The sequence below is a fragment of the Geodermatophilus sp. URMC 62 genome, assembly GCF_052931475.1.
Genome location: NZ_JBRFHY010000001.1, coordinates 1,605,011 through 1,624,484, shown reverse-complemented (window position 1 = coordinate 1,624,484; position 19,474 = coordinate 1,605,011). Strand labels below are relative to the sequence as shown.

At 75.8% G+C, this 19,474-nt stretch carries 19 protein-coding genes and 1 pseudogene; 16 read left to right on the top strand and 4 right to left on the bottom strand.

Annotated elements, in window-relative coordinates; translation table 11 throughout:
* Positions 1–116: 116 nt before the first annotated feature.
* Entirely contained in the window at positions 117–491 is a 375-nt protein-coding gene (gene crcB / locus ACU616_RS07785; protein WP_446757902.1) for a fluoride efflux transporter CrcB, read from the top strand.
* Complete coding sequence (locus ACU616_RS07780; RefSeq protein WP_446757901.1) at positions 488–841, top strand: fluoride efflux transporter FluC; 354 nt, start codon at positions 488–490, stop codon at positions 839–841. The genes crcB and ACU616_RS07780 overlap by 4 nt, the downstream gene beginning before the upstream one ends.
* 14 nt (positions 842–855) lie before the next feature.
* On the opposite strand, the gene ACU616_RS07775 is transcribed toward ACU616_RS07780, so the two are convergent.
* The gene (locus ACU616_RS07775) at positions 856–2,580 is read right to left on the bottom strand and encodes a putative bifunctional diguanylate cyclase/phosphodiesterase (protein ID WP_446757900.1); all 1,725 of its coding nucleotides are present in this window, start codon (positions 2,578–2,580) and stop codon (positions 856–858) included.
* Between the two features lie 162 nt (positions 2,581–2,742).
* Between ACU616_RS07775 and ACU616_RS07770 the strand changes: the two genes are divergently transcribed.
* The 13 genes and pseudogenes from ACU616_RS07770 (at position 2,743) to ACU616_RS07710 (ending at position 15,109) form a co-directional block, all read left to right on the top strand.
* Positions 2,743–4,158: an alpha,alpha-trehalose-phosphate synthase (UDP-forming) gene (locus ACU616_RS07770; RefSeq protein ID WP_446757899.1), complete on the top strand. Its 1,416-nt coding sequence runs from the start codon at positions 2,743–2,745 to the stop codon at positions 4,156–4,158.
* A gap of 8 nt (positions 4,159–4,166) precedes the next feature.
* Entirely contained in the window at positions 4,167–4,901 is a 735-nt protein-coding gene (gene otsB, locus ACU616_RS07765) for a trehalose-phosphatase (RefSeq protein ID WP_446757898.1), read from the top strand.
* Positions 4,902–5,225: 324 nt separating this feature from the next.
* Complete coding sequence (locus ACU616_RS07760) at positions 5,226–6,827, top strand: methyl-accepting chemotaxis protein (protein ID WP_446757897.1); 1,602 nt, start codon at positions 5,226–5,228, stop codon at positions 6,825–6,827.
* Positions 6,828–6,872: 45 nt separating this feature from the next.
* Positions 6,873–7,208: pseudogene (locus ACU616_RS07755) on the top strand (Hpt domain-containing protein); the annotation flags it as partial.
* An 89-nt stretch (positions 7,209–7,297) separates the two neighbouring features.
* The gene (locus ACU616_RS07750; RefSeq protein WP_446757896.1) at positions 7,298–9,337 is read left to right on the top strand and encodes a chemotaxis protein CheA; all 2,040 of its coding nucleotides are present in this window, start codon (positions 7,298–7,300) and stop codon (positions 9,335–9,337) included.
* Position 9,338: 1 nt separating this feature from the next.
* On the top strand, positions 9,339–9,791 hold the full coding sequence (locus tag ACU616_RS07745) for a chemotaxis protein CheW (RefSeq protein ID WP_446757895.1): 453 nt from the start codon (positions 9,339–9,341) through the stop codon (positions 9,789–9,791).
* Between the two features lie 158 nt (positions 9,792–9,949).
* Positions 9,950–10,858 carry a hypothetical protein gene (locus tag ACU616_RS07740; RefSeq protein WP_446757894.1) on the top strand — a complete coding sequence of 303 codons (909 nt, stop codon included), beginning with the start codon at positions 9,950–9,952 and terminating at the stop codon, positions 10,856–10,858.
* A 539-nt stretch (positions 10,859–11,397) separates the two neighbouring features.
* Positions 11,398–12,516 (top strand): protein-glutamate methylesterase/protein-glutamine glutaminase, encoded by a 1,119-nt coding sequence (locus ACU616_RS07735; protein WP_446757893.1) that lies wholly within the window; start codon positions 11,398–11,400, stop codon positions 12,514–12,516.
* The gene (locus tag ACU616_RS07730; RefSeq protein ID WP_446757892.1) at positions 12,513–13,337 is read left to right on the top strand and encodes a CheR family methyltransferase; all 825 of its coding nucleotides are present in this window, start codon (positions 12,513–12,515) and stop codon (positions 13,335–13,337) included. The genes ACU616_RS07735 and ACU616_RS07730 overlap by 4 nt, the downstream gene beginning before the upstream one ends.
* A complete protein-coding gene (locus ACU616_RS07725) occupies positions 13,334–13,723 on the top strand; it encodes a response regulator (protein ID WP_446757891.1) in 390 nt (129 codons plus the stop codon). The genes ACU616_RS07730 and ACU616_RS07725 overlap by 4 nt, the downstream gene beginning before the upstream one ends.
* The gene (locus tag ACU616_RS07720) at positions 13,720–14,262 is read left to right on the top strand and encodes a chemotaxis protein CheX (RefSeq protein ID WP_446757890.1); all 543 of its coding nucleotides are present in this window, start codon (positions 13,720–13,722) and stop codon (positions 14,260–14,262) included. Before ACU616_RS07725 ends, ACU616_RS07720 begins: the two co-directional genes overlap by 4 nt.
* Positions 14,259–14,621, top strand: coding sequence for a response regulator (locus tag ACU616_RS07715; RefSeq protein WP_446757889.1), 363 nt, complete (start codon positions 14,259–14,261; stop codon positions 14,619–14,621). The genes ACU616_RS07720 and ACU616_RS07715 overlap by 4 nt, the downstream gene beginning before the upstream one ends.
* Positions 14,618–15,109 (top strand): hypothetical protein, encoded by a 492-nt coding sequence (locus ACU616_RS07710; protein ID WP_446757888.1) that lies wholly within the window; start codon positions 14,618–14,620, stop codon positions 15,107–15,109. Before ACU616_RS07715 ends, ACU616_RS07710 begins: the two co-directional genes overlap by 4 nt.
* A gap of 185 nt (positions 15,110–15,294) precedes the next feature.
* On the opposite strand, the gene ACU616_RS07705 is transcribed toward ACU616_RS07710, so the two are convergent.
* Complete coding sequence (locus tag ACU616_RS07705) at positions 15,295–15,753, bottom strand: ATP-binding protein (protein ID WP_446757887.1); 459 nt, start codon at positions 15,751–15,753, stop codon at positions 15,295–15,297.
* A 175-nt stretch (positions 15,754–15,928) separates the two neighbouring features.
* Between ACU616_RS07705 and ACU616_RS07700 the strand changes: the two genes are divergently transcribed.
* Entirely contained in the window at positions 15,929–17,701 is a 1,773-nt protein-coding gene (locus ACU616_RS07700; RefSeq protein WP_446757886.1) for a SpoIIE family protein phosphatase, read from the top strand.
* A 3-nt stretch (positions 17,702–17,704) separates the two neighbouring features.
* On the opposite strand, the gene ACU616_RS07695 is transcribed toward ACU616_RS07700, so the two are convergent.
* Entirely contained in the window at positions 17,705–18,625 is a 921-nt protein-coding gene (locus ACU616_RS07695; protein ID WP_446757885.1) for an alpha/beta fold hydrolase, read from the bottom strand.
* 36 nt (positions 18,626–18,661) lie between these two features.
* Complete coding sequence (locus ACU616_RS07690) at positions 18,662–19,429, bottom strand: ZIP family metal transporter (protein WP_446757884.1); 768 nt, start codon at positions 19,427–19,429, stop codon at positions 18,662–18,664.
* Positions 19,430–19,474: the final 45 nt, after the last annotated feature.

The window sequence follows — 19,474 nt, the reverse complement described above, 5'->3', positions numbered from 1 at the left end:
TGCACGGTGAGGGAGGACGCGCCGCGGTGAGGGAGGACGCGCCGCGGTGAGGGAGGACGCACCGGGCCCGGGTGGACGGGCCGGCCGGGCGGACGACGAGGTCGAGGGGGGACGCCGTGGCGTACGTGCTGGCGGCGGTGGGCGGGGCGCTGGGCGCGCTGGTGCGCTGGGCGGTCGCCGAGGCCCTCCCCCACCCGGACGACGGGTGGCCCTGGGCGACGCTGCTGGTGAACCTGACCGGCTGCCTGCTGATGGGCGTCCTCCTGGCCGTGCTCGGCGGGCGGGACCGCGAGCCGGCGTGGGCGCGGCCGTTGCTCGGCGTGGGGGTGCTCGGCGGCTACACGACGTACTCCGCGTTCGGGGTGGAGGTCGTCGAGCTCGTCGACGTCGGCCGGGTCGTCCTCGCCGTGGGCTACGTGTTGGCCTCGGTCCTCGGTGGCGCGCTGGCCGTGGCCGCCGGCGTCCGGCTGGTCCTGGACCAGGAACTGTGAGCCCTCTCCTGGTGGCGGCCGGTGCCCTGGCCGGGGCCCCGCTGCGGCTGCTCGTCCTCCGGCTGGTCCACCGGTCCGGCCGCGACCCGGCGCTGGGCACGCTGGCGGTGAACGTGGCCGGCAGCGCCGTCCTGGGCGTGCTCGCCGGCCTGTCGGGGGTGCCGGCGGCGGTCCTCGCCCTGGTCGGCACCGGCTTCTGCGGCACGCTGACGACCTTCTCGACCTTCGGTGCCGACGTCGTCCGGCTGGTGGAGGAGCACGCCGTCGGCCGGGCCCTCCGCTACGTGGCCGCCAGCCTCGTGCTCGGGCTCGGGGCGGCGGCTGCGGGCTGGCTCGTGGCCGCCGCCTGACGGGGCCGGTCGGGTCAGGCCGCCGCCGGCACCGGCTCGGTGGCCACGAGCTCCGCGACCGGCCGGGCGGGGCTGTGCAGCCAGCCCTGCACCAGGGGGCAGCCCAGCCGGGTGAGCAGCTCCTCCTGCTCGACGGTCTCGACGCCCTCGGCGATGACCGTGAGCTCCAGCGTGCCGCTGAGCTCCAGCAGGGCGCGCAGCATCCCGGCCCGGCGCGGGGAGGTCGTCGAGGTGGCGATGAAGGACGAGTCCAGCTTCAGGTAGTCGGCCGGCAGGGTGTCGAGGCGGCTGAACGACGACCAGCCGGTGCCGAAGTCGTCGATCGCGACCGCGATGCCGTGCCGGCGCAGCCGGGTGAGGGTCTCCAGGGCGAGCGCCGAGGAGGCCTCCAGCAGGCTCTCGGTGACCTCCACGACCAGGTCGCGGGCGGCCCAGCCGGTGTCCGCGAGCGTCTGCAGGACCCGGTCGGCGTACCCCGGGGTGACCAGCTCCCGGCCCGAGACGTTCACGGTGAGCAGCACCCGCCGGCCCCACGCGGTGGCCAGCCGGCCGGCGTCGGTGCAGGCGGCGCGTAGCACGGTCGCGCCCAGGTCGCCCACCAGGCCGGCGGCCTCCGCGGCGGGGACGAACTCGGCCGGTGACACCGGCCCGCGCTCGGGGTCCTGCCAGCGGGCCAGCGCCTCGACGCCGACGGTGCTGCCGTCGGCCAGGGACACGATGGGCTGCAGCGCCACGGTGACGTGCCCGGCGGCCAGCGCCGCGGCGAGGTCGACCGCCGTCCGCGAGGCGTCGCCGCCGCTGAGCACCGACCGCCCGCGGCCGCCGGCCTTGGCGGCGTAGAGCGCCGTGTCGGCGCGGCGCAGCAGGTCCGCCCCGCTCTCGCCGTCGGTGCGCACGGCGATCCCGGCGGAGAAGGCGCACCCGGTCAGGGCGGTCCGGACGGCCTCCACGCCGGCCAGCGCCCGGGCGGCCGACCCGGTGGACAGCAGCAGGGCGAACTCGTCGCCGCCGAGCCGGGCCACCGCCGTGCCGGCCGGCGCCGCCTGCCGGCAGGCCGCGGCCACCGAGCGCAGCAGCTGGTCGCCCGCGCCGTGCCCGTGGACGTCGTTGACCTGCTTGAACCGGTCCACGTCGAGCAGCGCCAGCGCGACCGGCTCGCCGGCCCGGACGGCGTCCATGACCGCGTCGAAGCCGCGCCGGTTGAGCAGGCCGGTCAGCCCGTCCCGGCTGGCGCTCGAGGCGCGCTGCACCAGCAGCCCGGTCACCGCCGCCACGGCCAGACACACCAGCGTGGTCCCCACCATCACCCCCGGGTGCACGCCGGGGACCGCGCCCAGGCACAACGGCTGCGCCACGAGCGCGAGGCCCAGGTGGGCCGCCGCCGGCCGCCAGGCGGCGAACAGGAAGGCGTCGACGGCGACGAAGACGTAGATCGCGGCGGCGGCGACGGCCGAGGCGGGGTCGGGCGCCACCACCACCGCCAGCGAGATGAGGCCGGTGCCGGCGAGGACGGACACGTGGAAGGCCGCCCGCGGGACGCGCTCACCGACGCCGAGCAGGAGGAGGGCACCCACGAGGGCGACCACGCCGATCAGCACCAGGACGCGGCCGTCGGTCCGGGGGCCGTCGACGGAGGCCAGGCCCAGCACCGCCGTCCCGCCCATGGCGTAGAACGCGGCGGTGGTCCGCACCATCAGACGCGGGGTGGCCACGTCGGGGGCCGTCGAGACGTTCTGCACGGCGAGGACATCGGCGGACGGGACCGTCCGCTGCAGTGGCGGGGGGCTCCGCGCCGCCGGGAGTCATCCTCCGGGGTGAGCGGAGCGGCCCCGGTCGCCGGGCCCGGGACGACCGCCGCCCCCGGGAGCGCGGACGGGACCGGGTCACTAGGGTCGGGGCGTATGACCGGTGCTGACGCGGGAGACGGACGGGCGGACAACCCGGTCGTCGTCGTGGCGAACCGGCTGCCGGTCGACCAGGTGACCGAGCCGGACGGGACGACGCGCTACCAGCGCAGCCCCGGCGGCCTGGTGACCGCGCTGGAGCCCTTCGTGGCCGGCCGCGGCGGCGCGTGGGTGGGCTGGTCGGGCTCGGCCGGCGAGGCACCGGAGCCCTTCGAGTCCGGCGGGATGTCGCTCATCCCCGTCCCGCTCTCGGAGGAGGAGGTCGACCGCTACTACGAGGGCATGTCGAACGCCTCGCTGTGGCCGCTGTACCACGACGTGGTCGAGAAGCCCGAGTACCACCGCACCTGGTGGGACACCTACGTGCAGGTCAACAAGCGCTTCGCCGACCGCACCGCGGAGGTCGCCGGCGAGGACGCGATCGTCTGGGTGCACGACTACCAGCTGCAGCTGGTGCCGGCGATGCTGCGCCAGCGCCGCCCCGACCTCACGATCGGCTTCTTCCTGCACATCCCGTTCCCGCCCTACGAGCTGTTCACCCAGCTGCCCTGGCGCTCGGCGATCGTCGAGGGGCTGCTCGGCGCCGACCTGGTCGGCTTCCAGCGCCCGAGCGCGGCGGTCAACTTCGTGCAGCTCGCCCGCCGGCTGCACGAGCTGCCCACCCGCGGGGCCACGATCGACTACGACGGCCGCACCGTGACCGCGCGCGCGTTCCCCATCTCCATCGACGTGGCCGCGTTCGACGAGCTGGCGAGCTCGCCGGAGGTGCTCAAGCGGGCCGGGGAGATCCGCGCCGAGCTCGGCAACCCGGAGAAGATCGTCCTGGGCGTCGACCGGCTGGACTACACCAAGGGCATCAGCGTCCGGCTCAACGCCTTCCAGGAGCTGCTCGAGGACGGCGCGATCGAGGCGCCGCAGACGGTCCTGGTGCAGGTGGCCACCCCCAGCCGCGAGCGCGTGGAGCACTACGTCCACATGCGCGAGACCATCGAGCAGCAGGTCGGGCACATCAACGGCGTCCACGGGGCCATCGGCGCCCCGGCCGTGCACTACTTCAACCAGTCGATGCCGCGCGAGGAGCTCGCCGCCCTCTACCGCGCCGCCGACGTCATGCTCGTGACGCCCTACCGCGACGGCATGAACCTGGTGGCCAAGGAGTACGTGGCCGCCCGCGGCGACCTCGGCGGCGCGCTGGTCCTCTCGGAGTTCGCCGGGGCCGCCGCGGAGCTCAAGCAGGCGTTCCTGGTCAACCCGCACGACATCGCCGGCGTGAAGAACCAGCTGCTGCGGGCGCTGCGGCTCGACCCCAAGGAGGGCGCCCGCCGCATGCGGGCGATGCGCCGGCACCTGGCCCGGCACGACCTCGACCACTGGGCGACGTCGTTCTTCGACGCGCTGCGCGCCCAGGCGTGAGCAGCGGCGTGCCCGAGGCCCTCGGGACGGCACTGACGGCGCTGGCCGGCCGCCGTCCCCTGCTGGTCGCCTCCGACTACGACGGCGTCCTCGCCCCGCTGACCGACGACCCCTCCGCGGCGGTCCCCTCCCCCGGGGTCGCCGAGGAGCTCGTGCGGGTCGCGGCGGCCGACGGCGTCACCGTGGCGCTGGTCAGCGGGCGCGGCGTCGCCGACCTCCGGGCGGTCAGCGGCCTCACCGGCCCCTACCGCTGGGTGGGCAGCCACGGCGCCGAGTACGACGGGCCGCTGACCGACGAGCTCGCCGGCCGCCGCGACGCCCTCGCCGAGCGGCTGGCTCCCCTGGTCGCCGCCGTCCCGGGTGCGCGGCTGGAGGTCAAGCCGGCCAGCGTGGCCGTGCACGTGCGGCAGGTCGCCGACCCGGCCGCGGCCGCCGCGCTGCTGGCCGACGCCCGCGCGGCGGTGGATCCGTCACTGACGGTGAAACCGGGCAAGGCGGTGCTCGAGGTCGCCGTCACCGACGCGGACAAGGGCAGCGCGGTCGGCCGGCTGCGCGGCGAGCTCGGCGCGGCCGCGGTCGTCTACCTCGGCGACGACGTCACCGACGAGGACGTGTTCCGCACGCTCGGCCCGGACGACGTCGGCATCAAGGTCGGCGACGGCGAGACGGCCGCCGGGTACCGGGTCGCCGACCCCGGTGCCGTGCTCGCCGTCCTCCGGCTGCTCGGCGACCTGCTCGCCTGACCCGTCGCGCGGCGCGTCGCCGCCGCGGCCGGGGTCGCCGTCGCCCCCTCGGGCGCTGACCGTCCCGGGCGGCGTCGACACGGCGACCGGGACCGGCCCGCCACCAGCACCGATGCGCCCCCACCCGCTCCCGGCGGGGCCGGTGACCGGCCCGGCGCGGTCGACCTGACGACGGCCGGCGGACGCTCGCCACCTCCTCGACAACGATCCGGTCGGGACCGTTTCCCGTGCCGCGGCGCGAGGCGTGCCGGCCAGCACCATTCCTCCTGCACGTCCGTCGGGTCACCGCGGTGGCCCGCGTGCACCGTCGCCCCAGGAGGCACCGTGAACGCCGCGCACCCCCCGCGCCCCCGCCCGGCCGGCTGGTTCGCCGACCGCCCGCTGACGGTCAAGTTCGGCGCGCTCGTCGCCGTCGGCACGCTGTCCCTCGGGGGGCTCCTCGGTGCCGTCGTGGTGGGCAACGGCGCCGTGAGCGACGCCGAGGCGCGGCTGGCCGACCTGCACCACGCCCAGGAGCTGGTGCTGCGGCTGGACACCCGCGCCAGCGAGCTCAAGGTCGACGGGTTCAAGGCCGTCGTGCGCGAGGACCCCTCCGAGCAGCTGTCCGAGCTGGCCGACGACGTCGCCGAGCCCGAGGCGCTGCTCGCCGAGCTGGACGGGATCACCCTGGACGGCGACGCCGCCGCGGCGGTCGCCGACCTGGCGGGCACGTTCGGCGACTACACCGACGCCATCACCGCCTTCGTCGACGGCGCGGTGGCTGACCAGGCCGCCACCCGCGTGCGGTGGGAGGACATCCAGGCGGCCAACGACCTCAGCGACGGCGCCGTCGGCACGGCCAAGGACACCCTCGACGTCGCGGCGACGGCGGCCGAGCAGGCGCTCTCCGACACCATCTCCCGCTGGCAGGTCGTCGCGCTGGTCGTGGCTGCGGTCGGCCTGGTCCTGCTGGGCGGGCTGAGCTGGCTGACCGCCCGCTCGGTGATCCGCCCGGTCCGGACCGTCCAGGCCTCCCTCGACGCGCTCGCCACCGGTGACCTGACCGGGACGACCGGCATCACCTCCCGGGACGAGCTGGGCCGGATGGCCGCGGCCCTGGACGGCGCCCGCGCCGGCCTGCGGGAGGTCATGGCCGTGGTCGTGGGCGCCGCCGACTCGGTGGCCGCCTCGTCGGAGGAGCTGTCGGCGTCCTCCGCGCAGATCTCGGCGTCGGCGGAGGAGACCAGCGCCCAGTCCGGTGTCGTGGCCGGCGCGGCGGAGGAGGTCAGCCGCAACGTGCAGACCGTCGCCGCCGGTGCCGAGCAGATGGGCGCCAGCATCCGGGAGATCGCCAGCAACGCCGCCGAGGCCTCGGCCGTGGCCGCGCGTGCGGTGACCGCCGCGGAGACCACCACCGCCACCGTCGCGAAGCTGGGCGAGAGCTCCGCGGAGATCGGCAACGTGGTCAAGGTGATCACCTCGATCGCCGAGCAGACCAACCTGCTGGCCCTCAACGCCACCATCGAGGCCGCCCGCGCCGGGGAGGCCGGCAAGGGCTTCGCCGTGGTCGCCAACGAGGTCAAGGAGCTGGCCCAGGAGACCGCGAAGGCCACCGAGGACATCGCCCGCCGGGTGGAGGCGATCCAGAAGGACACCGGCGCCGCCGTGGGGGCGATCGAGGAGATCAGCACGATCGTCGCGCAGATCTCCGACCGGCAGACCACCATCGCCTCCGCGGTGGAGGAGCAGACCGCCACCACCAACGAGATGAGCCGCTCGGTGAGCGAGGCGGCGCAGGGGTCGGGCCAGATCGCGGACAACATCACCGGCGTCTCCACCGCCGCGGACTCCACCACCCAGGCCCTCGCGCACACCCGCACCGCGGTCGACGAGCTGTCCCGCATGGCGGCCGACCTGCGCACCAGCGTCAGCCGCTTCACCTACTGAGCACGGGCGCGCCGGACTCACCTTGAGTCCGGCGCGCCGCGGCCGATGACCCATGCGGGACGCCCACGTCCCCCTGCGACGAGAGAGAAGGCAACGGTGGACGGTCTGGACGACATCGTCGAGGAGTTCCTCGTCGAGAGCCACGAGAACCTCGACCAGCTCGACACGGACCTGGTCGCCCTCGAGCAGGAGCCCGACTCCCGGGAGCGGCTCTCGAGCATCTTCCGCACGATCCACACGATCAAGGGCACCAGCGGCTTCCTCGCCTTCAACCGGCTCGAGGAGGTCACGCACGTCGGGGAGAACATGCTCTCCCGGCTGCGCGACGGCGTCCTGTCGCTCACCCCCGAGCGGACCAGCGTGCTGCTGCGCATGGTCGACACCGTCCGCTCGCTGCTGACCCCATCGAGGCCACCGGCGGCGAGGGCACGGTCGACGTCTCCACCGTCGTCGCCGCGATCAGCGCCGCGATGGAGGACGGCCCGTCGGCGGCGGCCGCCGCCGCGCTCGTCGCCGACCTGCCCCCCGCGGCCGCGGCCCCCGCCGTTGCCGTCGCCGCGACCCCCGAGGACGCCCACCAGGACGTGCCCGAGGTCGCGCACGACGAGGAGGCCGGCGACGAGATCCACGGCGACGAGGTCCACGACGAGCACGAGGACCACGACGAGGTCCCCGACGACGAGGTCCCCGACGACGAGGTCCACGACGAGCACGAGGACCACGAGGACCTCCCGGCCGAGGTGCCCGCTCGCGCCCCCGCGGGCGCTCCGGCCGGTGCCGCCAAGCCGGAGGCGCAGGGCGGGCAGCAGGCGCGCCGCGCCGTCGCCGACAGCACGATCCGCGTGGACGTCGACCTGCTCGACTCCCTCATGCTGCTGGTCGGCGAGCTCGTGCTCACCCGCAACCAGATCGTCCAGTACGTCGGGCGCTCGACCGACACCGACCTGGTCCGCGCCTCCCAGCGGCTCAACCTCATCGCCAGCGAGCTGCAGGAGGGCGTCATGAAGACGCGCATGCAGCCGATCGACCACATCTGGTCCAAGCTGCCGCGCGTCGTCCGCGACCTCGGCATCCAGTGCGGGAAGACCGTCCGGCTGGAGATGGAGGGCAAGGACACCGAGCTCGACAAGACGCTGCTGGAGGCGGTCAAGGACCCGCTGACCCACCTCGTCCGCAACGGCGTCGACCACGGCATCGAGTCGCCCGAGGCGCGCCGGAAGGCCGGCAAGCCCACCGAGGGCGTGCTCACCCTGCGCGCCAAGCACGAGAGCGGCCAGGTCGTGGTCGAGGTGGCCGATGACGGCGCAGGCATCGACCCCGCCAAGCTCGGCGCCAAGGCGCTGCAGCGGGGCCTGGTCACCGCCGAGCAGCTCAACCGGATGAGCCCGGCCGACATCCTGCAGCTGATCTTCCTGCCCGGCTTCTCCACCGCCGCCGCCGTCACCAACGTCTCCGGCCGCGGCGTCGGCATGGACGTCGTCAAGACCAACATCGAGTCCATCGGCGGCACCATCGAGGTGGAGTCCGAGCCCGGCAGGGGCACGGTCTGCCGGCTGCGGATCCCGCTGACCCTGGCCATCGTCCCGGCGCTGACCGTCGAGTGCGCCGGCGACCGCTACGCCATCCCGCAGATCAGCCTGCAGGAGCTGGTCAGCCTCGACGCCGAGAAGGCCGCCAACGCCGTCGAGGAGGTCGGCGGGGCCCCGGTCTACCGGCTGCGCGGCGAGCTGCTCCCGCTGGTGCGGCTCACCGACGTCCTCGGCCTGGCCAGCGACCGGCACGACGGCCACGTCGTCATCGCCGTGCTGCGCTCCGAGGGCCGCCGCTTCGGCCTCGTCGTCGACCGGGTCATCAACACCGAGGAGATCGTCGTCAAGGCCGTCGGCGGCCAGCTCAAGGCGATCGGCCTGTACTCGGGGGCGACCGTCCTCGGCGACGGCACCGTGGCGCTGATCCTCGACGTGCAGGCCCTGGCCCGCCGGGCGCTGCGCACCGAGACCACCGAGCGGCAGGAGTCCCGCGAGGCCCTGGCGCGCAGCGTCGCGGCCGAGACCGAGCGCCAGCGGATGCTGCTCGCCGCCATCGGCGAGGGCCGGCGCGTGGCCATCCCGCTGGACACCGTCACCCGCCTCGAGCAGGTGCGCACCGACGCCGTCGAGCGGGTCGGCAACCGCGAGGTCGTGCAGTACCGCGGGGCGATCCTGCCGATCGTCCGGCTCGACCGGCACCTGGGCGCCTACGGCAGCAGCGAGCGCGAGGTCCTCGAGGTCATCGTGTACAGCGACCACGGCCGCAGCGTCGCGATCGTCGTCGAGGAGATCCTCGACATCGTCGACGGCGGGGCCGCGGTCCGCAGCGACATCGACGACCTGGGCCTGCTCGGCTCCGCCGTCCTCGGCGACAAGGTGACCGAGCTGCTCGACGTCCGCGCCGCGATCCTCGCGGCCGACCCGGCCTTCTACGCCGGCACCCCCGTCCACGCCCCCGAGTCCGCCCTGCTGGAGGTCTGACGTGACGACCCCGACCGAGACCACCCCCCGGGCGACCAGCGGCCAGCTGGCCACCTTCCGCCTCGACGGCGACCTCTACGGCGTCGAGGTGGAGCACGTGCAGGAGGTGCTGCGCAGCCAGGGCCTGACCCGGGTGCCGCTGGCGCCGCCCGCCGTCGCCGGGCTGATCAACCTGCGCGGCCAGGTGGTGACCGCCATCGAGCTGCGTGAGCGGCTGGGCCGCCCGCCGCGGCCGGCCGGCACCGACGCCGTCGTCATCGTCGTGCGCCTGCACGGGGAGGCGGTGAGCCTGCTGGTCGACTCGATCGCCGACGTCGTCGACGTGGCGGCCGACGACTTCGAGGCCCCGCCGGACACCCTCGACGGGCAGGCCCGCGAGCTCATCCGCGGTGCCTACAAGCTCGACGGGAAGCTGCTGCTCGCGCTCGACGTCCAGAAGGCCGTCGGCGCCTGAGCGAGCCCGATCGGTGACACACCGTCACTGATCGACTCCCGGACGCGTTCCGCCACGCGGCCGTCACCCTCCGCCACTCCGGCGAACGGGTGACGGCCGCGTGGCGTCTGCGGGGGATGGCGGCCAGCATGGGCTGACCCCACTCCCCTGGAGGCGACGTGCCCTACTCGCTGGTCAGTGCCGCGACCCTCGGTTTCGACCTGGTGCGGCTGCCCGCGGGCCGCACCGTCGCCGACGTGCTGCTCACCGCCCTGACCGCCGGTCCCGCCGAGCTGACCGCGCTCGCCGGCGGCGCGCGCTCGCACGGCGCCGACCGCGAGCAGCGGTCGGTCCTGGCCGTGCGCGCCCGCCGCGCACGGGAGATGGCCGCCGCCGTGCCGCAGCTGCGGTCGGTGGGCCAGGGCACGGCGGACGGCGCCGGCGTCGACCGCACCGCCGTCCTCGTGGCACAGCTGGAGCAGGGCACCATCGGCACCGCCTCGTCGCTGGAGCGGCTGCTGCGCGAGGACGTGCTCGGCCCCGAGCACCCCGCGCTCCCCCGCCTCGCCGACGACACCCGCGAGCAGGCCGCCGACGTGCTCGCCGACGCCGCGGTGGGCGCCTGGGCCGCCGGGGTGCTGCCCCCGCTGGTCCGCCGCGAGCTGCACCAGCCCTTCGCCGGTGTCATCCCGGACGCGGCCACCCGCGGGGCCGACGCCGACCTCGGCCCGGCCACCCCCGAGCTGCGCACGGTGCTGGCCGTCGTGGCCGCGCTCGACGCCCGCGGCCGGGACCGCTGGCGGGCCGCCGTCGACGAGGGCCGAGCCGAGCAGCGCCCGTGGGCCGCCGCCATGCACGAGGCCTCCTGGGCCGCGCACGTCTCCGGCCGCACCCGCACGCTGGCCACCGCCCAGCTGCTCGCCGTCCGCGCCTTCGCCGACGCGGGCTTCACCGCCTCCGACGGCGCCGCCGGCTCGTGGAACGCCCTCGCCGGCGTCGTCCAGGCCATGACGATGGGCGACCTGCTCGACGGCAGCGCCCTCGGCGTCCTCCGCGCCCCCTGGACGCGCCTCACCGCTCCCCGCTGAGGAAGGACCTCCCCGCCCCCCACGCCTCGCGAGCTCGGCGCGGGCCCCTGCGGGGAGGCCGCCCGCCCCCCACGCCTCGCGAGCTCGGCGCGGGCCCCTGCGGGGAGGCCGCCCGCCCCCCACGCCTCGCGAGCTCGGCGCGGGCCCCTGCGGGGAGGCCGCCCGCCCCCCACGCCTCGCGAGCTCGGCGCGGGCCCCTGCGGGGAGGCCGCCCGCCCCCCACGCCTCGCGAGCTCGGCGCGGGCCCCTGCGGGGAGGCCGCCCGCGCCGCCACCGCTCGCCCGCTCGCGGCCGGGCCGTGTGACGGGCGGGTCGACATGTGCCGTGTGGGGCGGCCGTCAGCGGACGTTTCCGTAACGGTTGTCCCGCCGGCCTCAAGCGCGCCCGCGTCCCGGCCGACAACTCCTGCGACGGCGGTGGGTCCGAGGGACCGGTCCCCTCGCGAAACCGGATTGCGCTCAACACGAAGCCGCCCGGTGCCGACACCGAAGGGACAGCCCCGTGCCGGGGGCTGGACCACGGCAGCAGCAGGAGGACGCGTGGACCCGATCCGGGTGATGGTGGTCGACGACTCGGTCGTCGTCCGGAAGATCGTGACCGACGTGCTGTCCGCCGACCCGGGCATCGAGGTGGTCGGGACGGCGGTCAACGGCAAGCTCGCGCTGGCCAAGATCGACGGGCTGCGGCCCGATCTGGTCACCATGGACATCGAGATGCCGGAGATGAACGGCATCGAGGCGGTCCGCGCCATCCGCGCCGGCCGCAACCGCGTGCCGATCGTCATGTTCAGCACGCTCACCGAGCGCGGCGCCTCGGCCACCCTGGACGCGCTGTCGGCCGGCGCCAACGACTACGTCACCAAGCCGGCCAACGTCGGCAGCGTGGCGCAGTCGATGGAGAGCGTGCGCGAGCAGCTCATCCCCAAGATCAAGGCGCTCACCGGCCGCCCCGTCGCCGGGCTGCCCCGGCCCGCTGCCGCCCCGGTCGCCGTCCGGCCGCCGGCGCCGCGCACCACGCCGCACAAGGCGCCCGCCGTCCTGGTCATCGGCTCCTCGACCGGCGGCCCCGAGGCCCTCGCCAAGGTCCTCCCCCTGCTCCCGGCGAGCCTGCCGGTCCCCGTCCTGCTCACGCAGCACATGCCGCCCGTCTTCACCCGCCAGTTCGCCCAGCGCCTGGACCGGCTCTGCCCGCTGACCGTGGTCGAGGCCGTCGACGGGACGCCGCTGCTGCCCGGCACGGTGCACCTGGCCCCCGGCGACTTCCACCTCACCGTCCGCGGCAGCGGCCGGGGCGCGACCACGATGCTGTCGCAGGGCCCGCCGGAGAACTTCTGCCGCCCGGCCGTCGACCCGCTGTTCCGGTCCGCGGTGACCGCCTACGACGGCGCCGTCCTCGCCGTCGTCCTCACCGGCATGGGCGCCGACGGGCGGGCCGGGTGCGGCGCCGTCCGCGACGCCGGCGGCACCGTCGTCGTCCAGGACCAGGCCACGTCCGTCGTCTGGGGCATGCCCGGCGCCGTCGCCTCGGCCGGCCTGGCCGACGAGGTCCTGCCGCTGGACCGCGTGGCCGAGTCGATCACCCGTTACCTCGCGCGCGCCGTCCCCGGTGTCCCGCCGAAGCCCGCCACCCTGACCCTCGCGACGGGAGCTCCCCGATGACCCTGACGACCACGAGCTTCGACTGGGTGCGCCAGCTGGTGCACCGGGAGAGCGCCATCGTGCTCGCCCCCGGCAAGGAGTACCTGGTCGAGGCCCGGCTGCTGCCGGTCGCCCGCAAGATGGGCCTCACCGACGTCGGTCAGCTCGTCGACACCGTCCGCAGCCGGCCGCGGCCGGACGACACCCGCCAGATCGTCGAGGCCCTCACCACCAACGAGACGTCGTGGTTCCGCGACGGCGACCCGTTCACCGCGCTGACCTCGACGGTGCTGCCCTCGCTGCTCACCGCCCGCGGGCCGGCGGAGCGGCTGCAGATCTGGTCGGCGGCCTGCTCCAGCGGCCAGGAGGCCTACACGGTCGCCATGCTGCTCGAGGACGCGATGCCCAACGCCGCCTCGCGGGTCTCCATCACCGCCACCGACATCTCCCGCGAGATGGTCGAGCGCACCCGGGCCGGCCGGTTCAGCCAGCTCGAGGTCAACCGCGGCCTGCCCGCGCCCATGCTGGTCCGCCACTTCACCCGGGCCGGCAACGAGTGGGAGGTCGCTCCCACGCTGCGCCGGATGATCACCGCCCGGGAGTGCAACCTCGCCGCCCCGCTGCCGCGGATGGGCCCCTTCGACGTCGTGTACCTGCGCAACGTCCTCATCTACTTCGACCTGCCGACCAAGCAGGCGATCCTCCGCCGGGTGCGCGAGCTCATGCGCCCCGACGGATGGCTGTTCCTCGGTGCCGCCGAGACCACCCTCGGAGTCGACGACTCCTGGAGCCGCGTCGTCGTCGGACGCAGCTCCGCCTACCGCCCGCTGAAGGGGGCATGACCATGCGTGCACTGGTGATCGACGACTCGCGCGCGATGCGCCGGATCGTGACCGGGATCCTGGAGGGCCTCGGCTACGAGACCCGGCAGGCCGGACACGGCCAGGAGGCGCTCGACGTCCTCCACGAGGGCTGGGTGCCCGACCTCTGCACCATCGACTGGAACATGCCGGTGATGGACGGCCTGCAGTTCGTCAACGCCGTCCGGGCCAACCCCGCCTGGCGCTCGGTGACGCTGGTGATGGTGACCTCGGAGAGCGAGCAGAGCCAGATCGTCCGCGCGCTGGCCGCCGGCGCGCACGAGTACGTCATCAAGCCGTTCACCGCCGACGCGCTCCGCGACAAGCTGGCGCTGCTCGGCCTGCTCCCGCAGGAGGCCGTCCTGTGACGCTCGCACCCGACGCCACCGCGCACGGCGCCGCAGCGCGGCCGCTCATCGGCTCCCTGATCGACGAGGCCACGGTCGAGGCGATCGCCGGCGAGGCCTGGGTCGCCCTCGTGGGCGAGGAGGAGTTCCTCGTCCCGGTGCCCGGCGACCTGCCGGCGGACGTCCTGTCGACCTGGGTCGACGTCGTCGGCCCCTGGACGGGCTCGGTGGTCCTGACCGCCGGCCGCGGGACCGCCGTCGAGCTGACCCGCGCCCTGCTCGCCGAGGCCGCCCCCGAGGTCCTCGAGCCCGAGGACGTCACCGACGCCTTCGGGGAGATCGCCAACGTCGTCGGCGGCAACGTCAAGGCCGCCCTGCCCGGGCCCTCGGCGCTGAGCCTGCCCCAGGTCGGCGACGCCCCCGCCGTCCGCAACCCCGACGACGTCTGCCGCGTCGAGGTCCTCTGGCGTGGCCAGCCCCTCGTCATCACCGTCCAGGGCGCCCTGCCCTCCGCGTCCCCGCACCACGAGAACCCGCACCCGAACGGAGTGTCACTGTGAAGATCCTGGTCGCCGACGACAGCCGCGTCATGCGGCAGATCGTCATCCGCACCCTGCGGCAGGCCGGCTACGACGACCACGACATCGTCGAGGCCGAGGACGGCCGCGACGCCTACGACAAGGTCCGGTCCGAGGCCCCCGACCTGGTCCTGTCGGACTGGAACATGCCGAACATGACCGGCCTGGAGTGCCTGCAGGCGCTGCGCTCGTCGGGCTCGGCCGTGCCGTTCGGCTTCGTCACCTCCGAGGGCTCGGCGGAGATGCGGGAGAAGGCCGCCGACGCCGGCGCCCTCTTCCTCATCGCCAAGCCGTTCACCGAGGAGACCTTCCGCGAGAACCTCGACGGGGTGCTCGCGTGACCGCGCCGCTGACGGTCGTCCTGCCCGACGCCAAGGCCGTCAAGGACATGCTCTCCGGCCTCGTCGGCAAGCCGGTCGGCGTGACGCCGGGCGCCCCGGTGACCCCGACGGAGAAGGACCCCGTCTCGGTCGCCGTGTACGTCAGCCCGACGATGGCGGTCAACGCCCTGTGCGTCATGGACCTGCCGCTGGCGGCCTGGACCGGCGGCGCCCTGGCCCTGCTCCCGCCCGGCGGCGTGCAGGACGCCGTCGAGGAGGACGGCGAGCTCACCGCGATGCTCACCGAGGCGCTGCACGAGGTCGTCAACGTCCTCTCGGCGCTGTTCAACGTGCCGGGTGCCCCGCACTCGAAGCTGCACGCGTCCTACGCCCCCGGTGACGACCTGCCCGGCGACATCGCGGGCATGCTGGCGGCCTTCAACCGCCTCGACCTCGCCGTCGAGGTGCCGGGCTACGGCAAGGGACGGCTCTCGCTCGTCGTGCCCTGAAGGACCCTGCTGCCCCCCACGCCGCGCACGCTCGGCGCGGGGCCCTGCAGCCGGGCCTGACGACACCGCACCGACTGCCCCGGGGCAGCGGGACCACCGTCCCGCCGCCCCGGGGCACCGTCGTCTCCGGGCGCGGTCGTCTCCGGACACGGTCGTCTGCGGGGACCGACGGCGGGGGCGGGTGCTCAGGCCGAGGTGGCCGCGTGCTCCTCGATCGCCGAGGGGAGGCAGGCCCAGACGTGCTTGCACCCGTCGTCGACGTACCAGCCGTGCGCCACCGACAGGCGCGCCACCAGGTAGAGGCCCAGGCCGCCCTTGGCCGGGTCCCGCCCCACGGCGGGCGCGGGCATGGTGTCGGGGTCGCGGTCGCTGACGTCGAGCAGCCAGCCACCGGTGCCGGCCACCACGGTGGCCACGACCGGGGAGACCCCGTGCCGCAGCGCGTTGGAGGCCAGCTCGTCGAAGGCGAGGACGAGCCGGTCGGCCGCCGGGTCGTCCGGATCGCGCGGGAACCCGATCGCGTCGAGGTGGCCCCGCAGGCCGGCGCGCGCGGCGGGCAGCTCGGCGATCTGGCCGAGGTCCCAGCGCCACAGCTCACCCCGCCCGTCGGGCAGCGGCCGCAGCGGCCACGTCAGTCGACCCATGTCCTCTCTCCGTCGTCGTCCTCTCAGCCGGACGACTCCAGGGTGCCCAGCCCACCCGGCGTCCAACCGTGGCCCGCAGCGGATCCGGGTGGGACGGGAACCCACCGGGCGTGTCGCACGTCCCGCCGGACGCCCCCGCCCGTCCCGGGGGAGGGGTGCGGCAGCATGTGACCCGATGACTCCGGACGGCAGCGCCCCGCCGCCCCACGACCTGCTCGTGCAGGCCGTCGAGGGCATGGAACGGCCCCTGTTCGTCCTGGATGGCGACTGGCGGCTGGCCTACGTCAACCCCGCGGGGGCCGCGGCGCTCGACCGCACGGTCGAGGAACTGGTGGGCCGGGTCTTCTGGGAGGCGTTCCCCGAGACCGTCGGCGGTCCCTTCGAGGAGCTCTACCGGCACGTGCGCGCGACCGGCGAGGCGGGGTCCACCGAGGCGGAGTCCCGGCGCCTGGCCGCGTGGTTCCGGGCCGACGCCTTCCTCACCGCGGCCGGCCTGGTCGTCACCTTCGACGACGTCACGCAGCGCCGCCGCACCGAGGCCGAGCGGGCGGCGGCGATCGTGGCGCGCGAGCAGGCCGCCGCCCAGGCCGCCGAGGCCGCGGCCCGGGCCGAGACCGCGGCGCGCCACCTCGTGCTGCTCGGTGACATCAGCCAGGCCATGACCGCGACCACCGACGTCGACGTGGCCGTCGCCCGCTTCGCCGACCTCGTCGTCCCGCTGCTGGCCGACTGGTGCCTGGTGAGCGTGGTCGACCCGGACGGCACCCGCCGCGACGTCGGACGGGCGCACAGCGACCCGCGCATGGCCCCGGCGATGCACCGCTACGCCGACCTGCGGGTGCGCAGCAACCGGGCGGCGGCGCCGGTGCCCACGGCGCTGGCCAGCGGCCGGCCGGTGGTCCTCCCGCGGGTCACCGAGGACGACGTGCGCGCGATGGTCGCCGACGAGGAGAGCCGGGCCGCGCTGGCCCCGCTGCGGGTCTCCGCCGTCGCGACCTTCCCGCTGCTCGCCCGCGGGGAGCTGTTCGGGGCCTTCACCCTGGTCAACGGCCCGGAGCGGGGTCCGCACACCGACGCGGAGCTGCGCACCGCCGAGATCGCGTCCCGCCGGGCGGCGCTGGCCCTCGACAACGCCCGCCTCGCCGGCGCCGCCCAGCAGGTGGCCGAGCGCCTGCAGCACAGCCTGCTGTCCCCGCCGGTCCAGCCCGACCGGCTCGAGCTCGCCGTCCGCTATCGGCCGGCGACCCGCGGGATCTCCATCGGCGGCGACTGGTACGACTCGTTCCTCCAGCCCGACGGCGACACGGTGCTGGTCATCGGCGACGTCACGGGCCACGACATCGAGGCCGCCGCGGCGATGGGCCAGGTCAGGACGCTGGTCCGCGGCATCGCCTTCGACCGGCTGGAGGAGCCGGCCGGGGTGCTGCGGCGGGTCGACCACGCCCTCGTCGGCCTCGCCGTCCCGACCCTGGCGACCGCGCTGGTCTGCCGGGTCGAGCAGGACGCCGGCGATCGGGCCGCGGGGCTGCGCCGGCTGCGCTGGTCCTCGGCCGGGCACCCCGACCCGGTGCTGCTGCTGCCCGACGGGACGGTGCGCGACCTCTCCGCGCCGGTCGGCCCCCCGCTGGGCACCGGGTGGCCTGGGGCGCGCGTCGACGGGCGGGCGGTGCTCCCGCCCGGCAGCACGCTGCTGCTGTTCACCGACGGTCTCTTCGAGCGCCGCGGCGTCCCGCTCGACGACGGCCGCGAGCAGCTGCGGCGGCTGGTGTCCGCGGCGGCCGGGCAGCCGCTGGAACGGCTGTGCGACGACCTGCTGGCCGGCATGCTCGGGGAGGGCGCGGAGGACGACGTCGCGCTGCTCGCCGTCCGGGCGCACCCGATGGCGGGGGAGCGGCCGGCCGGGACCGGTCCCGAGGTGCTGCCGCCGGTGCCGGGCCGCCCCGCCTGACCGTCAGCGGGCGGCGGCGGCCCGCACCTCCTCGACGACGGCGGCCACGCCCTGGTCGGCCCACACGATGGAGTAGTGGTTGGTGCCGGGCACCTCGCGGGCGGTGATGCCGGCGGGCTCGAGCCCCAGCCCGGCCAGCCGCACCTCGTCGTAGAGCCCCGGCGTCTGGTCGAACATGCCGCGCGTCGCCCACAGCAGCGTCGCCGGCACCGGCAGGGCGGTGGTGGCCTCGAGCACGCGCTCGTTGAGCAGCACGTCGCCGCCGTCGACCCGCACCGCCTCGGGCACGCACGCGCTGCGCAGCTCCGGCGGCTCGCCGACCAGGTCGCGCGCCAGGTACGCCGCCACGGAGGGGACGTCGACCCACGGCCCGACGGCGGGGTGCCGCGACCAGAACTCCCGGACGGCGGCCAGGTCGGGGAACGTCCTCCCCAGCCGGTCCAGCGACGGGCCGAGGACGGCGGAGAGCATCGCGTCGATGTCGGCTCCCGGCGGGCGGGGGAGGGCCAGGCCGCCGTCGACGAGCACCAGGCCGTGCACCCGGTCGCGCGCCGGGCCGGCCGCGGCCATGGTCGCGACGAACGCCCCCATCGAGTGGCCGACGAGCACCGCGGCGTCGGCGCCGGTGTCGCCGTCGGCCCCGAAGCGGTCGAGCACGGCGGTCACGTCCTCGGCGTGCCGCTCGAGCCCGTAGGGGCCGGGCAGCCCGGCCGAGCCCGCGCGCCCACGCAGGTCGGGGGCGACCACCTCGAACTGCCCGGCCAGCGCGGCCGCCACACGGGCCCAGGCCATGGCGTTGGCGGTGATGCCGTGCACCAGGACGGCGATGGGCGCGCCGGGCGCGTCGGCGGCCCAGTGCAGGGCCGACAGCTCACCGCCCTCGACCGGGACGGCGATCTGGACGGGGTCGCGCACCTCGTTCATGCCCCCACCCTGCCGCCGTCGCGCGCCGGGCGCAGGTCAGGCGCCGAGCCGCTCGATCGCGAAGGCGACGAGGAAGCCGAGCGTGGTGATCAGCCCGGTCCAGGTGCGGGTGCGCTCGAAGGCCTCGGGGATCATCGTGTCGGCGATCATGGTGAGGATCGCGCCGGCCGCGACGGCCGTGATGACGGCGACCACCTCGGGCGGCGCGCTGCCCAGCGCCGCGTAGCCGACCAGCGCGGACAGGCCGCTGGCCACGGCGATGCCGCCCCAGACGCCGAAGACGTAACCCGCCGAGCGGCCGTTGGCCTTCATGCCCGCGGCGCTGGACAGGCCCTCGGGCACGTTGGATATGAACACCGCGGCCAGCACCGGTGCGCTCACCGAGCCGCCGCCGAGCAGCCCGAGGCCGAGGACCACCGACTCGGGGACGCCGTCGAGCAGCGCCCCGGTCGCGATCGCCGCCCCGCTGCCGCCCTGCTCCTCCTCGGAGGGCTGCTGCTCGGGGCCCTCGCCGCCGGACCGCTTGCGGTGCCGGGCGCCGCGCCGGGCCAGCGCCGCGTTGGCCGCCAGGTAGGCCGCCGCGCCGCCCAGGAAGCCGACCGCCGTCGGCCCGAGCCCGCCGGTCTCGGCCGCCTCGGCCATCAGGTCGAAGGCGACGGCGGAGATGAGGACGCCCGAGCCGAACGCCACGACCGAGGCGATGACGACCCGCGGCACCCGCACGAACCAGGCGACCAGCGCCCCCAGCACGAGGGCGGCCCCGCCCAGCAGCCCCCACAAACCCGCCTGCACGACCTCCGGCACGGCCCGCTCGGTGCCCGCCGCACCCTCCGCCGAACCCCGCCCCCG